Origin of the sequence: Streptomyces sp. NPDC055955 (assembly GCF_042270245.1) — a bacterium.
In the GTDB taxonomy this organism is placed as follows: domain Bacteria; phylum Actinomycetota; class Actinomycetes; order Streptomycetales; family Streptomycetaceae; genus Streptomyces.
The window spans coordinates 101571-116414 of record NZ_JBHJYS010000006.1; the positions used below are offsets into that span (position 1 = coordinate 101571).

Below are 14844 nucleotides of genomic sequence, written 5' to 3' on the forward strand. Positions count from 1 at the left end.
GTGTCTCGGATGCGCGACCGGCCGAGGGACCGGCTCCAGCCCAGCACCCCCATTGCCATACGCGGCCACGGCCCCCGCCGGTGAGCGTGGCCTGCGAGCGAAGGAGCGGCATGGAACGGCACCGCACACGTCCCAGGCGTACGGCACGAGCGCTGGCCTGCGCCCTCGCCCTGGCCGCCGCAGCAACCACACCGGGAACGGCGGCACAGGCCGCCGCCCCTGTGCCCGTGACCGCCCCGGCCCAAGGCGGCCGCATCCCCGACCACTTCGTGGGACTCAGCATCGAATGGTCCCTGGTCGAGCGGTACATGAACCCCTCCGCCCGGCCGGCCTTCGTCAACCTGCTGCGCAACCTGCACACCGGAATCCTGCGCATCGGTGGATCCTCACAGGACCAGATGCCCTTCGACGCGACGGCCGTCAACACCAACCGGGTGATCACCCCGGAGGACCTGGGATACGTACGGTCCACTCTGGACGCCGCCGGCAAAGTGCCTGACCACGGCCACGGCAAGCCCCGCTGGGGCGCTGTCCTCGGCACCGCCATGTCCCCGCCGACCGACGCCAGGCCGTGGGCCGGCCCGGAGCACGCGAGGACGTTCCTCACCCACGGGGTCGAGCCGGCCTTCCCCCGCGAAGCCGCGAAGGAGATCGCCGGCATCGAGCTCGGCAACGAGCCGGACCTGTCCTACGGTGCCGACCTCGACCGCTACCTCGGCGACCTGGCCACTTACGCGGACCCGTCCGTCTCGGGCCCCTTCCCCGTCATCGCCCCCAACACCAGCGAGGACATCCTCCCCTGGACGACCCTCGCCGACCCGACGGCCGCCACCCGCTACTTCCACGACTGGCCGCGGATCCTGGACACCGGGGCCCCACTCATGTCACAGCGGGCCGGCGCCTTCGGCGCGTGGGCCTCCGACCACTTCTATCCGCTGGCCCGCACCTGCACCAACAAGCCCTATCGCTGCGCCGGCACCACCGCGCTGCTCTCCGACGAGCACCTGGCGAGCCTCGACTACGAGGTCTACACCCACGCCCACGAGGCGGCGGAACACGGTCTCGGCTACCGGCTCGAGGAGACCAGCACAGCCGCCAACCGCGGCGCGGCCGGTGTCAGCGATGTCGCGGCCTCCGCCACGTACGCCCTGTCCCTGATGTTCCACACCGCCTGCCCGCGCCCCCCGGACCAGCCGGAGGCGAACGCGGGCTGCACCACCGCCGCCCAGGGCGTCAACTTCCACAACGCCGAGGTGCGCGCCTTCTTCCACCCCGAAGAAGGCAACGCCTACTACAACGCCATCGACTACGATCCCACCGAGACCATGGGAGCGCCCAGCCCAGCACCCCTCTACTACGCGATGCTGCTGTTCGCCCGCTTCGCGCAGGGCACTACGGGCTTGCGCCCGGCAACGGTCACCACGACAAGCGCACAGGACCGCACGCCCGAGGCCTGGCAGCTGACCACCGCATCCGGCGACCACCGCCTCTTCGTCATCAACAAATCCGAGCACCCGGTGAGTGTCACCGTCTCGCTGAAGGGCTCGCGGGCCGAGATCGACCGCATGACCCCGTACGATCCCGACGGCGGCCGAACACTCGACGCTCCCCACGTGCGTATCGACACACGGCAAGTGGCCGCCGACGGTACCTGGCCCGGCTTCCATCCGACCGTGGTGCGCGCCACCGGGAACCGGACGGCCCTCACCTTGGCGGCGGGCGAAGCCGCGGTCGTCACCTCGCCGGGCAGGCCATGACGCAGGCAGCCGCATCCCGCGCCGCACGGTCCTTCTCGCAACACCCGCCTCGCCGCCCGCATTCAGCAGTTGGAGAAATGGCTGTCGCAAGCGCTGGGAGCACAGGCGTGGCAGGAATCAGGGCTCGGAGCCCCAGCGGACATCGACGAGCTCCAGCGGAAGATCACGAGGCTGGAGCAGCAAAACGTTGAGCTCACCGCCAAGTTGGAAGAGACTCGGTCCGACCTCGATGCCGCACGGGAGGCCAACCGGGACCTGACCAGGGCTCTCAACCAGCGTGGCTGAGAGGTTCTGTCAGCATCGCCTCGTGCATACGACCTGCCCGATGGATGACGGCACGAACGCCGACAGCCAGCGCCCAGAACAGGAGAGGAAAAGCAGCGACCCGTTCCATACCTCCCATGCCGAGACCGAGGTAGTGGTGGGAGAGGAACAGCCCGAAGGCCGTGATCGCGGTGACTCCCAACAGGCTGGTGCCCCACCGCAGGGGGGTCGGTATGTGTTCTGCCAGGGCGAACCCGGCCAGAACAAGACCGATGTTGCCCGCCGCCATGATGAGGAGGGCGCCCAAGACATGCTGGTTCTCGTTGACGTCCGCCGGAGCCAGCCCGGCCAAAACGAATCCCACACCCGCACCAGCGAGCAGCAGGCGGGCCACGGCAGCGGCCCGTCTCCTGCGCCACAAGACACCACCGGTCAGGGCGGCGCCAACAACGAGCAGCACTCCCAAGGCGATGAATGAAACATTCATCAGGCCATGCTCGGGGGAACAGATATACCGCGGCTCAGGATCTGGCTGCAGAGCGCAGTGAGCGTTGCCTAAGTCGCTGATGTTGTTCCGCTCCCAGCTATACGGTCTGGCCCAAGCCGACTCGGCAATCAAGTGGATGACGAAGAACTGCACCACGCCCACGATCCATGCCGAGTACCCGATCCGGACTCTCACCTGTCCACCTTCCGCCACGCGAATAACGTGCGGACAGCCGATCATGCCGCGCCGGACTCAGGCACTCCGACAAGCCCCCTGGAACAGGGTGGGGCAGACCCTACTGCGGCCTGGCGCGGGAGTCCGCGGAACGAGTGTCATCACAAGTAGCGCCACAGGTATTGCACACGATGCTCTCGATCACACCGGCGCTGAGCTGCACAAAGTGGTCTCCACTCGCCTCGCGCCACACGGTTACCCCCAGAGAAGGCGGCACATGGCGCTGGCGGCCCAGAGGCTGGTGCGAAGTGCTGGGCGGAGTGGGACCTGGCCGACGGCCGCGTCGAGGCGTCCCTGGGCTTCGCACATGTGCTCGGCCTGGACGAGACGGCGCCGGTCCCCGGTCTGGCCGACTTCGCCGAGCAGGTCGACGGCGGCAGTCCTCCCACGCTTTACGGTCTTCTGTACGACGTGCTGCTGCGCAAGCGGCAGTCGGAATGTCTGCTGCGCCGGTCCGGCCCTTTCGAACGTCTCGTCCGCATGGTCGCCGAGCCAGTCCGCGCGAAGGTGCGACGGGAGGCGCGCAGGCAGGTAGAGCGTGCTCGTGCGCTGAGTGAGATCGCGGACGTACTGCGCGATGCCGTCCTGCCCCGCCTCGGCGCCGAGGTGGCCCCTCGGGTCTCGACGCCGCCGCCGTGTACCGGCCGGAGGCGAGCCGGTATCGGCGGGGACTGGTACAAGGCACGCAAGCTTCCCGGCGGGCGGCTGCTCATCACTCTCGGCGACGGCCGCGGCCACGGGCTAGATGCGGTCACCCTCATGGCCAAGCTCCGCTACGCGCTGGCCGGACTCGCCTACACCGGTCATCCGGTCGAGCACCTGACCGAGTGGGTCAACTTGGCCCGGCCCTGATGGACCGGGCTTGGAGGTAGTGCCCGGCTGGCTGCTGGGTTGGCTCCTCCGTCCAGACACCCCGTTATGGGGTGGCAGGGACGCGTGACTCACGCCCCGCATTCCACACGTTCTCGCCGCGTTGGGCGATGTTGTGGGAAGCGTTCCGGTCGGCGTGGGCAACGACCCCGCACCCCCGGCAGATGAAAAGCCCCTGGTCCACACGGTTGCGCTTGTCGACGTGGCCGCACTCGGCGCACGTCTGCGACGTGTACGCGGGATCGACGTAGACCAGGGGCACGCCTGCCCGCTTGGCCTTGTAGACGATGAAGTCTCCGAGCTGGGCGAAGGCCCAGGAGTGGAGCGTGACCCGTTGGGGCTTGCGGAGCCGTACCCGAGTGCGGATGCCCTTGAGTTCTTCGAGGGACAAGCCGCGCCCGGTGCGTTCAGCCTCGGTCACGATCGTCTTGGAGATGATGTGGTTCTGGTTCGCCGCGTGCCGCTGCTCGCGGCGGGAGCGCGCCTTGAGCCGCCGCTTGGCGGACTTGGTGCGCTTCTTCTGCAACTTCCGCCGCAGGGCCAGCTGGCGCTTGCGGTAGCGGCCCAGACCGCGCCCGGCGGCCTGGAAACCGGTGGACATGGTGGCGATGTTGACGATGCCGAGGTCCACGCCGATGAAACCGTCCGGCTCGTACCGCTCTGCCTCGGGCACATCACAGGTGGCGATCAGGTAGAACACGCCGTCGCGCTCGATCAGGTCGGACTCCCCCTTGCGGTAGTCGCGGAGCGTCTTGAGCGCGTCGGCGGCGCACACGAAGGAGACGTTCTTGATCCGCCCGGCCACCGTCCAGATGGACACCGTCTGCTGGTCGTACTGCCAGCTCAGGCACCGGTCGTCATACGGCTGCGCGGCCTCGGGGCGGAACGCGATCGGCTTGGACTCCGCCTTGAGTCGGCGCCTCGACTTCGGCCTGCCGAGATGTCCGGCGCGCAGGTTGGCGTGCAGCGTGGTGTACGCGTCACACACCTTCTTGATCACATGCTGCGCGGCCTGCGCCCCGAGCCCTTCGGCCTTGAGATGCGGATACGTGTGCCTACGCAACTCATACTCACGCGGCACGCCGCGAGCGAACGCCACCTGGGACACCCAGCACGCCAGATCGTTGACCGTGCGCAGCGTGGAGCGCAGCGCGGCGGCCTGTTCGGCCTCCGGCATCAGCTTCACCTGCACCACGATCTTCATACCGAAACCCTATGCGGGGGCACTGACAACAAAGCAGACCCGTGCGTACGCGCAGGCCACCCCTATTTTGAGAAGTGATTCCTCCCGGGCCTGAAGGCCCGGGGTTCCTCACTAGATCCCGCTGAACAAAGTGGCGTGCGACGACGGAACCGAGTCGACCGCGACCGCGGTCATCGCCCACTACTACCCGGAGCGTCGCCTCCTGCGCTGGACCTGCGCCGGCCACCCCCGCCCCATCCTGCTGCGCGGGGGCAGGGCCACCCAGTTTCCCGTCCCGGCAAACGGCCCCGACCTGACTCTCGGCGTCCTTCCACGGGCCACGTACGTCGCCACTGAGACCCACCTCACCGCCGACGACGTCGTCCTGCTGTACTCGGACGGACTGGTCGAGCGCCGTGACACGGATCCGGACGAGGACGCCGCCCGACTCATCGAGGCAGCCGAACACTGTGCGCGTGGGGGAGCACTTCCTCCCGGTCACGCGGCACTGCAGACCTACGCCGAGAGCCTCCTGAACCACCTCGACGACCCGGACCGGACCGACGACGCCACCCTCCTCGCGCTGCGCCGCACCGCGGAGCCCCGGCAGGCCGGTGACGCGAGAGCCGAGCAGCAGTGAGCGGTGGTGCGCTGTTACGCACTTTCGGGTGACGAGGGCAGGGAAGCGGACCTGACACCGGGCACAGACCCGTTGAGAGAGAACGCCTGTGACGCTAACTGGGGCTATTCGGGACATAAATGGATGTTGCAAGCGAGAGTGACAGAAATGTGTCTGAACGGTAACGACGTTCACGCCTTGCTCACATTTGGCGGCGGCTGAGGCACGTTGTGGGTGCTCGGCCATCGGGCCGGGATCAGCACACAACGGACCTGCGGCGCACAAGCCGGGACACAGGTCTGCAAGTTCGAAATGAGGGGCATTCATGTCCGCTTTCATGTCTGTCGCTGCCCGTCGTACGGGTGCCGCCGTCGTGGCGGCCGGCGCGCTGGTCGGCACCTTCGCGGCGTCGGCCTCCGCCGCCCCGGCGGCGCGTCCGCACCGCGAGTCCGTGGAGATCAGCGGTGTGCAGTACGACGCGCCCGGTTGGGACAACCGCAGCATCCGCTCGCTGAACGGCGAATGGGTCGACGTCACCAACACCTCCCGCCGCGCGGTGAACCTCGACGGATGGACGCTCTCGGGCAGGAACGGTCGCACCTACACCTTCCACCACTACCGTCTGGGAGGCCGCTCCACCGTCCGCGTGCACACGGGCTTCGGCCGCGACACCTACCGTGACGTCTACCAGGGCCGGCGAAACCATGTCTGGGACAACCGGTCCGACACGGCCACACTCCGCGACGACCGGGACTGGAAGGTCGACACCTTCTCCTGGGGCCGCGACCGCGACCGCAACGACCGCGACTACCGTGACCGTGGCCGCGACTACCGGCACGACCGTGACTACCGCGACTACCGCGACCGTGACCGCCACGACGGCGGTCACCGTGGTCACGGTGACCACCGCTGACCTGACGTGAAAGCAGGCACGAACCGAGTCGTCCGTGCCTTCCCACCTGGCTCTTGAGGGGCGGGGGGCGCGCCGCCCCCCGGGGGGGGGGGGGCGGGCCCCCACGGCGGTGAACCGGCCCGCCCGCATCCGGTCGCCTCCGCGCCGGGGGATCACCTCCTGCTGTGCCCCGACGGCGTGACCGAGGCCGCGGCACGCAACATCAAAGGATGTCCGCGTGCCGCGTCGAACCCGGTCGCCGGAGTCAGCGGGCCACCGGGGTGAGGGTGAGGGGCTGGACCTTGCCCTCCAGCATCGCGCCGAGGCCGAGGACCGCGCAGACGTCCGGGCGTTCGGCGATATGGATCGGCACACCCGTGGCGTCGCGGAGCATCTGGTCGAAACCGGGCAGCAGCGCGCTCCCGCCGACCATCATGATGCCGCGGTCCGCGACGTCTGCCACCAGGTCGGGCGGGCAGTCCCGCAGGACCTTGCCGATGCCGTCGAGGACGGCGGTCAGGGGGGTGTGGATCGCGTCGCGCACGGCCGCCGTGTCGACGTGCACCGAGCGGGGCAGGCCCGTCGCCACGTCCCGGCCGTGGATCTCCGTCGACTCCGGGCCGTACGGAGTGAGGCCGTTGCCGCTGAGGGCGAGCTGCAAGGGTCGTACGGACTGCGACGGGAGCATCAGTTCGTGGTGCTGGCGCAGGTGCTGGACCACCGCGTGGTCGATGGCGTCGCCGCCGACCGGGAGGCGCTCGGCGGTCACGATCGAGCCCAGGGAGAGGACGGCGATCTGCGTCGTGGCCGCCCCGCACACGATGATCATCGTGGCTTCGGGGCGCTCGACGGGCAGGCCGCAGCCGACGGCGGCGGCGATGAGGGTGTCGACGAGTTCGACGCGGCGCGCGCCGAGTCCGACCATGGTCTCGACGGCGGCGCGCTGCGCGAGCGGGTCGGCGTCGTGCGGGGTGCAGGCGGCGGCGCGCAGCCGGGGCTTGCGGCGCAGCGTGCGGCGCAGCTTCTCGCCGAGGAGGTGGCGCAGCATGCGCTGGGCCATGTCGATGTCGATGACGGTGCCGCCGGAGACGGGGCGCATGACGCGGATGTAGTCGGGGGTGCGGCCCGTCATCCTCTCGGCGAGCTCACCGACCGCGATCAGGGCGCCGGTGCGGGTGTTGACGGCGGCGGCGCTCGGCTCGTCGACGACGAGGCCCAGGCCCTTCACGAACACCCGGGTCCGCGCGGCCCCCAGGTCGACGGCGAGATGGCAGCGGCGCAACTGCTCCAGACTGACGGTCATGGCAGATCCTCCCGAGAGCGCAGACCGTGACGGGTCGTCAAATAACGGCCCTTCTGGAATCCTGCGGCGGGGCGGCGCCGGGCGCGCGCTGGAATGAGCCGGGCGGGGTTCCGCCGGACGGGTGATCTTGCAGGGCGTTGTTAGCATCCCGTGTGACCAGCACCCCCTCCTCGCCGGACCAGACAGACGCTTCCGAGCCCCCCGGGATAACCGCCCCGGAGCCGCTGAAGGCCCCCTCGCCGGGTGGTCGCCGCCGGATTCTCGCCGATCTCACCCCGCTGCGTATCTCCGTCGACTACCGGCGCCTGTGGGTCGGCAACACGGTGTCCTGGACCGGCCAGGCGATGACCGCCCTCGCCGTTTCCCTCCAGGTGTACGACATCACGCGCTCCAGTTTCTCCGTGGGCCTGGTCGGCCTGTTCTCGCTGGTCCCGCTGGTCGTCTTCGGCCTCTACGGGGGTGCCATCGCGGACACGATGGACCGGCGCAAGCTCGGCTTGTACAGCGCGTCCGGCTCGTGCGCGCTGTCCGTGGCACTGGCCGTCGCGGCGCTCGCCGGCTATCACCGGGTGTGGCTGCTCTACGCGGTCGTGTCCCTCCAGGCGGTGTGCGGGGCGCTCAACTCCCCCGCGCGCACGTCGATGATCCCGCGCCTGCTCCCCCCGGAACACCTGCCGGCGGCGAACGCCCTCAATTCCATGACGACCACGGCCGGCACCCTCATCGGTCCCATGCTGGGCGGCGTCGTGGTCGGCCTGTGGGGCTACCAGACCGCGTACCTGATCGACGCGGTCGCCTTCTCGGCGGCTCTGTACGCGATGTGGCGGCTGCCGGCGATGCTGCCCGACGGGCCGGAGGGGGAGCGGCGCAAGCGGGCCTCCGTGGTGGACGGCCTGCGGTTCCTGGCCGGGCGGCCCAACCTCCGGATGACCTTCTTCACGGACATGTGCGCGATGATCCTCGCGTACCCGCGGGCGCTGTACCCGGCCGTCGCGCTGCTCTGGTACGGCGGCGACGCGCGGACCACCGGCCTGCTCGTCGCCGCTCCCGCGGTGGGTGCGCTGCTGGGCGGGGTGTTCTCCGGCTGGCTCGGCCGTGTGCACCGGCACGGCCTGGCGATCGTGATCGCCGTGTGCGGGTGGGGCCTCGCCATCGCCGTCTTCGGCCTCACCAGGGACCTCTGGCTCGGTCTCCTCTTCCTCGCGCTCGCCGGCTGCGCGGACACGGTCTCGATGGTCTTCCGCGGCACGATGCTCCAGGTCGCGGCCCCCGACGAGATGCGCGGCCGCCTCCAGGGCGTCTTCATCGTGGTCGTGGCGGGCGGCCCCCGCCTCGGCGACTTCGTCGCAGGCTCGACGGCCGACCTCGCGTCCCCCGCGGTGGCGATCACGGGCGGGGGCACGGCGTGTGTGGTGGCGGTCCTGCTCCTGGCCCTGAAGTGGCGCAAGTTCCTGAGCTACGACGCCAGGAAGCCTACGGCGTGAGGCGGGGCGCGCATCGGTACTCCGGCGCGCGGACGCGGACCTGCGTGCGGTCGTGCTTCTGGCCGGGGATCGGTCCCGTGCCGGTGGCGTCGCCCGGTGACTGAGGGGCGTCAGTGGTGCAGGGCGTCGAGGAGGTCGGTCAGGTTGTGGACCAGATGGGGGGCACCGGCGTCGGTCAGGCGGGTGGCTGTGCGGCGGTTCGGGGCGTAGCCGATGAAGGGGAGACCTATCGTCCGGGCCGCCGTCAGCTCCGCGGGGGAGGAACCGATGAGTACGCCGTGCGGGGTGGGGGAGCCCGGCTGGTGCAGGGCGCGGTGCAGGGCGTCCGGGTTCGGCATGAGGAGGCGGGGATCTTCGGAGCGGCCGTGGACGCCCGCGCGGACGGCGGGGGCACGCTTTTGGAGGTGCGCCTCGACGACGTGCCGTGACACGTCGCTGACCACGGACACCGGGCGGCCGGTGGAGTTGAGCGTGCGGATCAGGAGGTCCGCGTCGCGTGTGGGCCGCGCCGTGCGCAGGGCACGCAGTTCGATGGCGTCGAGGCGTTCGCGCAGGGGCTGGGCGAGGCGGCGATGGCCGGCGAAGGTCCGCAGGACGTCCAGGGGGTGGATGTCGACCTCCATGGGTGTGTCGACGGCGAGCAGCGGGTCGCCGGACAGCGCCTCTTCGGGGTGGCGGAGTTCGGTGGCCAGTTCGGTGAGTTCCCTGGCCGCGTTCCGGGCCGTCCGGGCACCGGCGTAGAGCTGGAGGAGCGGGCCGTCGAAGCCCACGAGGAACGCCTCGGCGGTGGTGAGTGTGTCGGCGAGGGACGGCGGGCGGCGTGTCTGCAGGCCGAGGGTCAGATCGAGCGCGTGGACGTCCTCGGACTCCGCCACGTCGAGTGCCTCGGTGAAGCTCAGGCCGCGGGCGGAGGGCGCTGGCTCGGTGTCGAGCAGGTGCCAGCGGACCGCGTAGCCGGGCAGGGGGCGGCTCACGAGGCGGCGTTCGAGTTCCGCCCGGTTCAGGGGGCTGGGCAGGCGTCCGATCTCCGTGTCGAGGCGGTCGGTCAGTTCGTCCGCCAGGTCCAGGCCGGTGTGGAGCACGGCCTCCAGGGGATCCGCGACGCGGACGGAGGCCCGGGCGCCGGGGCCGACGTCGATGAACAGGCTCTGCTGCTGGACGTCGACCTCGTAGTACTCCCATGTCAGTTCGGTCTCGTCGGGTGGGGTGAAGGTGAGGCTGCGGTCCGGGCGGCGGTAGACGACGACGGTGTGTGCGTGGGCGGGGCGCGGCGGTTCGCCGCCGGGGGGCATGGGCAGCGGGCCGCGTACGGGGTTCTGTGTGCTCTCCTCCGCAACGGTCTGCGGCAGATGCTGGAACCAGCGCCAGTACGCGCCCGCCGGGCCGGCCGAGGCGTTCTCGGGGAGGGCGGCGCGCAGCGCAGGGGAGACGACGACCACGGCGTCCGCGTCGTCGGCGTCGAGGTCCGCGTGCAGGATGTCGGCGTCGGGCCGGTCAGGCCCGGCGGCGGGCCAGAACGTCACGAGCAGACGCGGGCATCCCGGCACCTCCCAGAGGCGGGCCTGCAAGTGGCCCACGGTCGCGGCCAGCAGCCGGCGAGTGGCCTCCTCTGTCCGCACCAGGACCTCGTGGCCGTCGGGGCGCGGCTGCAGGCCGTGCTCGCGGGCGCCCAGGCCCGCCTCCGTGATCAGAAGCGCCACGGCCCGGCCGAGCGCGGTGTGCGCGTCCGGGTGCGCGGGATCCTCGGCGAACCGGAACATGACCGACGTGTGCGCGTGGGCCGCCGCCCGCGCGTTGCTCTGGGCCTCCCGCAGGTCGCGGTGCAGTTCCTCCAGGGCGGGCCCCGTGCGGCCGCCGACCGCCTCGTACTCCTCGTACGCCTCCAGCGCCTCCCCGATACGGCCGAGTTGGCGCAGGGCGATCATCTGGAGGCGGCGGAAGTCCTCGCGGGAGGGGTGGTCGCTGACGAGGTCCGACAGGTCGGTGGCGGCGCGCTCGAAGTCGCATAGCTCCAGGTCGAGTTCGGCTCGGGTGCGGTGGAGCGTGAGGTGGAGCTGGGTGAGGCGGGTGCGGGCGGTGCGGGCGGCGGGGCCGCGGACTCCGTCCAGGGGGGTGCCCCGCCACAGGGAGAGGGCCGTGGCGATGTGATCGCGGGCGGTGTGCAGGTTGCCCGCCGTGCGTTCGGTCTCGGCGAGGGTGACCAGCTCCTGGCACTGGAGGACGTCCAGGGTGTCGGTGCTGGTGTGCAGGGCGTAACCGTCGGCGAGGGTGGCGAGGGTGCCGGGGCCGAGTGTGTTGCGCAGGCTTGAGGCGTAAGTGCCAAGGAGTGCCTCGGGGTGGGTCGGGTGTTCGCCGGGGGCCCACAGGCCTTCCCTGAGTTCGGCGCGGCTGACGCCGTTGCCGTACCTGAGCAGCAGCATGCAGAGCATGGACCGGACCGCGGGCGAGGACGGGGTGAGCGGGGTGCCTGCGCGGGTGACGGTCAGGGGCCCGAGCAGGCGGTAGTGGCGCCGGTCCGCGGGGGCGGGTGCGAGGTCGTCGGGCGGCAGGTTCCTGAGCAGTGCTGCCAGAGCTTCTCGCTGACGGGCGGCGTCCCCTGACATGAGGCCCTCCGCGGCGAGGACATGAAGCTGCTTTGGGCCGCCGTCGCCGCCCGCCGCCGCACCGATGTTCAACAGATTGAGCAGCACGCCCAGTTGGTGCAGGTCGTCCGCGACGCCCATGGGGCGGCTCGGCCCCGAGGCGAACGGCGTGAGCTTGACCGTGCCGTCCGGCAGCAGGGCCACCTTGGGCATGCCGATCGCGCCGTGGGTGATCCCCGCGGCGTGCACGGCTTCGACCGCACGGGCGAGCTGGTTCATGACGGAGGCGCGCAGAGGTGCCGGGAAGAGGTAACCCCCGGTCGAATAGAGGGTGTTGAGCGCGACACCCTCCAGGAACTCCATGACCGTGAACGCCGTGCCGTCCGCCTCGACGCCGAAGTCGTGGACCGTGACCACGTTCGGGTGGTCGATGCGGGTCAGCACGCGCGAGGCGTCGAGGAACGGGCGGCGCTGTCGCGGCGGCATCTGCCCGTACAGCTTCACGGCCACGACGCGGTTCAGCTCCTCGTCCCTGGCCTCCCACACCGTTCCGCCGGGCCGGAGCCGCCGCAGCAACCGGTACCGGCCCCCGAGTCCGCGCGAGGGTGTCCCGCCCGACAGCCTCCGCACGCTCTCCTCGCTGACCGTCGCGAACGCCTCCCCGTTCGCCCCTCGCGTCGCCGCCCGGAACTCCCCGGCCGCCATGCCGGCCCGCTCGTCGATCAACGCGCCCACCCGGCCCAGGAGCTCGGACGTGCGGCTGCGGGCGGTGCGGGGCAGGGAGCGCAGCAACAGGTCCCGTACGCCGTCCCGGAACACGTACGAGCCAGGGGGCCCCGGAGCCGTCGCGAGCATGCCGCTGAGGATCACCTCGGCCAGGTGCTGCGGGCGCGGTTCGGGTTCCAGGGCCGCGTGGACCAGGCGCATCACCGGCAGGTGCGGGACCCCGACCGCCAGGTGGCCCGCGAGGCGGACGGCCTGCGGGGACGCCGTCGCGCGAAAGCGCAGGACGAGGTCCTCGGGGGTGAGCGACGCGACGTCCTCGCGGGGCTCGTCCGTGACCGGCGACATGGCCAGCCAGGCAGCCGCGCCCGGGACGTGGACGCCCCCCGCGGTCGCGGTCATGCGGGACCAGTTCGCCAGCCAGGCCGGAGCGGGTTCGAGCACCGGCAGGGGGACCGCGTCCGGCTGCCGGGGCGGGCCGGGTTCTCCGCCGTCGTACGGGGTGAAGCCGAGGGAGGAGAGCGGGGCCGCGGCGTGCGGTGCGGTGAAGCGCCCCGGGCGGGCCGGGAGCGCCGTGGTGCGCCAGAGATGTTCGGGCAGCGGCTGGATCACGGCCACGGGCATGCGCGACGCGAGGGTGTGAAGCGTGCGGAACCAGCGTCGCCCCGCCTCGCCCTGCCGCCACTGCGGGCCCGTGCAGTCGCTCAGCAGGAGGGCGACCGTGCGGCCGTCGTGCGGCACGGTCGGATGCTCGACGCGGCCGTCGGGGGTGGCGCGGTGCACGGTGACCGTGCGGAAGATGCCCGACTGGGCCAGCGCGGCATGCAGTTCGCGGGCCAGCGGCCGCCAGACCGGCATCGTCGGGCCGGTGTCGTGGAGCAGGACCAGACGCAGCCACCGTTCGGGGGCGGGGCGCAGGACGGGCACCCAGGACGAGGGGTGCGCGCCGAGGCGGGCGATGCGGTCGGCCGTGGCCCTCTCGTCGAGGACGCGCCCGCCCGTGAGTGACGGGACACTGCGCTTCAGGGGGCGCAGCGCCCGTTGGAGGGGGAGCGGGTGGCGCAGCATCGGGGGCGCCGGGGCGAGCAGGGAGGCGGGGGTGGCGCCGGCGGGATCGTCCGACTGGTCCGGGTACAGGGGGACCCGGTCGCGGATACGGGGTGTGCGGTGTGAGGGCGCGGGTGCGGGTGTACGAGGGGTGGGCTGCGGGGGGTGGGAGACCGGTGCGGCCCCGGGCGCCGGATCCGGCGGCGGGCTTTCGCGCGGGGGCTCGGCCGATGGCCCGGAGTGGCGGTCGGCGTCCTCCATGTGCCCCGCCAGCCAGAGCAGTTCCGCCAGTTCCACCGGTGTCGGTGCGGTGCCGCCCGACGCCGCTGTCAGGGCGGCCGCGAGGTCGGTGAGTTGGGCGCGTTCAGTGCGCATCGGGGCCGGCCGCCCGGCTCAGATACGGCATCAGGCGCTCCGCCAGCTCGTCGCGGGAGGTCTCGTCCAGGCCCGCCGCGCCCGTCAGGTAGATCGCGTTGAGGAGCTGGTCCGTGGCGAGTTCGCCGCTGCCCGCGCGGGCCAGGAAGCGGGCGATCAGGGGCCGGGCGTGCTCGTCGGGCTCGCCGAGGTGGGCACGGACGATCTCGGCGAGGTGGGTCTCGTCGGGGCGGTGCAGGCGCAGCGTGACGCAGCGGCGCAGGAACGCCGGCGGGAACTCGCGCTCGCCGTTGCTGGTCAGGACGACGAACGGGAAGGCGCGGCAGCGGACCCGGCCGCGCACGACCGGGACCCGCGCGTCCGTGCCGTGCGCCATCACCTCGGCGCCGGCGTCGGGAATGTGCCGCGCGGCGCGGGCCAGCTCCGGGATCTCGTACTGGCCCTCCTCCAGGATGTTGAGGAGGTCGTTGGGCAGGTCGAGGTCGCTCTTGTCGATCTCGTCGATGAGCAGTGTGCGGGGGCGTGTGTAGGGGAGGAGCGCCGTGCCGAGGGGGCCGAGGCGCAGATGGTCCTCGACGCCGCTGTCGGCTCGGCCTTCTCCGCCGGGCCGGGGCCGGTCGGTGCCCCGGGCTGCGTACAGGCGTGACAGCGGGTCGTACTGGTAGAGGCCGTCGGCGAGCGTGCTGCGGCTCGTGATGTTCCAGCGCAGGACCGGGCCGAGGCGCAGCTCGCGGGCCACCGCGTACGCGAGCGACGACTTGCCGGTGCCGGGCGGACCCGTGACGAGGAGGGGGCGGCGCAGGTAGAGCGCGGCGTTGACGAGTTGGACGCTCTCAGAGGTGGCCCGGTAGGTGTGAGCGCGGTGCACGCGGTCCGGGGAGACCGCGGCCGTGTCGTCGCCGTCGGCCGGGGCGGGCAGGGCGGGACCGCCGTCGAAGGCACGCCACGGCGGGGGAGCGGGGAGCTGGTCGATGCCGTCGTGCGGCTCGGTCGTACCGGTGTAGACGGGCCACAGGGGCATGAT

At 71.6% G+C, this 14844-nt stretch carries 10 protein-coding genes; 5 read left to right on the forward strand and 5 right to left on the reverse strand.

What is annotated here, in order from left to right; genetic code table 11:
• The first annotated feature begins 110 nt into the window (after nucleotides 1–110).
• Nucleotides 111–1757, forward strand: a complete 1647-nt coding sequence (locus ACFC96_RS14110; protein WP_376612406.1) for a hypothetical protein — start codon at nucleotides 111–113, stop codon at nucleotides 1755–1757.
• A 268-nt stretch (nucleotides 1758–2025) separates the two neighbouring features.
• Here ACFC96_RS14110 and ACFC96_RS14115 read toward each other — a convergent pair whose 3' ends face one another.
• Nucleotides 2026–2664: a DUF998 domain-containing protein gene (locus ACFC96_RS14115; protein ID WP_376226256.1), complete on the reverse strand. Its 639-nt coding sequence runs from the start codon at nucleotides 2662–2664 to the stop codon at nucleotides 2026–2028.
• Nucleotides 2665–3051: 387 nt separating this feature from the next.
• Here ACFC96_RS14115 and ACFC96_RS14120 point away from each other — a divergent pair, with 387 nt between their 5' ends.
• Nucleotides 3052–3594, forward strand: coding sequence for a SpoIIE family protein phosphatase (locus ACFC96_RS14120; protein WP_376612408.1), 543 nt, complete (start codon nucleotides 3052–3054; stop codon nucleotides 3592–3594).
• A 64-nt stretch (nucleotides 3595–3658) separates the two neighbouring features.
• Here the strand turns inward: ACFC96_RS14120 and ACFC96_RS14125 are convergent, their stop codons facing one another.
• Complete coding sequence (locus ACFC96_RS14125; RefSeq protein ID WP_376612410.1) at nucleotides 3659–4816, reverse strand: RNA-guided endonuclease InsQ/TnpB family protein; 1158 nt, start codon at nucleotides 4814–4816, stop codon at nucleotides 3659–3661.
• Between the two features lie 130 nt (nucleotides 4817–4946).
• On the opposite strand from ACFC96_RS14125, the gene ACFC96_RS14130 reads away from it, so the two are divergent.
• On the forward strand, nucleotides 4947–5435 hold the full coding sequence (locus ACFC96_RS14130; RefSeq protein ID WP_376612411.1) for a PP2C family protein-serine/threonine phosphatase: 489 nt from the start codon (nucleotides 4947–4949) through the stop codon (nucleotides 5433–5435).
• 304 nt (nucleotides 5436–5739) lie between these two features.
• A complete protein-coding gene (locus ACFC96_RS14135; RefSeq protein WP_376266492.1) occupies nucleotides 5740–6327 on the forward strand; it encodes a lamin tail domain-containing protein in 588 nt (195 codons plus the stop codon).
• A 244-nt stretch (nucleotides 6328–6571) separates the two neighbouring features.
• On the opposite strand, the gene ACFC96_RS14140 is transcribed toward ACFC96_RS14135, so the two are convergent.
• Nucleotides 6572–7609: a rod shape-determining protein gene (locus ACFC96_RS14140; RefSeq protein WP_376265988.1), complete on the reverse strand. Its 1038-nt coding sequence runs from the start codon at nucleotides 7607–7609 to the stop codon at nucleotides 6572–6574.
• A gap of 206 nt (nucleotides 7610–7815) precedes the next feature.
• Here ACFC96_RS14140 and ACFC96_RS14145 point away from each other — a divergent pair, with 206 nt between their 5' ends.
• Entirely contained in the window at nucleotides 7816–9093 is a 1278-nt protein-coding gene (locus ACFC96_RS14145) for an MFS transporter (RefSeq protein ID WP_376266043.1), read from the forward strand.
• Nucleotides 9094–9203: 110 nt separating this feature from the next.
• Here ACFC96_RS14145 and ACFC96_RS14150 read toward each other — a convergent pair whose 3' ends face one another.
• Both ACFC96_RS14150 and ACFC96_RS14155 read right to left on the reverse strand, forming a co-directional pair.
• Nucleotides 9204–13820 (reverse strand): SAV_2336 N-terminal domain-related protein, encoded by a 4617-nt coding sequence (locus tag ACFC96_RS14150; protein WP_376612413.1) that lies wholly within the window; start codon nucleotides 13818–13820, stop codon nucleotides 9204–9206.
• The gene (locus tag ACFC96_RS14155) at nucleotides 13810–14841 is read right to left on the reverse strand and encodes an AAA family ATPase (protein WP_376225976.1); all 1032 of its coding nucleotides are present in this window, start codon (nucleotides 14839–14841) and stop codon (nucleotides 13810–13812) included. Before ACFC96_RS14155 ends, ACFC96_RS14150 begins: the two co-directional genes overlap by 11 nt.
• Nucleotides 14842–14844: the final 3 nt, after the last annotated feature.

Bases quoted from the DNA above. Each gene is read 5' to 3' on its own strand.
- ACFC96_RS14110 (WP_376612406.1), top strand. From the start codon at position 111: ATGGAACGGCACCGCACACGTCCCAGGCGTACGGCACGAGCGCTGGCC.
- ACFC96_RS14125 (WP_376612410.1), bottom strand. From the start codon at position 4,816: ATGAAGATCGTGGTGCAGGTGAAGCTGATGCCGGAGGCCGAACAGGCC.
- ACFC96_RS14135 (WP_376266492.1), top strand. From the start codon at position 5,740: ATGTCCGCTTTCATGTCTGTCGCTGCCCGTCGTACGGGTGCCGCCGTC.
- ACFC96_RS14140 (WP_376265988.1), bottom strand. From the start codon at position 7,609: ATGACCGTCAGTCTGGAGCAGTTGCGCCGCTGCCATCTCGCCGTCGAC.
- ACFC96_RS14150 (WP_376612413.1), bottom strand. From the start codon at position 13,820: ATGCGCACTGAACGCGCCCAACTCACCGACCTCGCGGCCGCCCTGACA.
- ACFC96_RS14155 (WP_376225976.1), bottom strand. From the start codon at position 14,841: ATGCCCCTGTGGCCCGTCTACACCGGTACGACCGAGCCGCACGACGGC.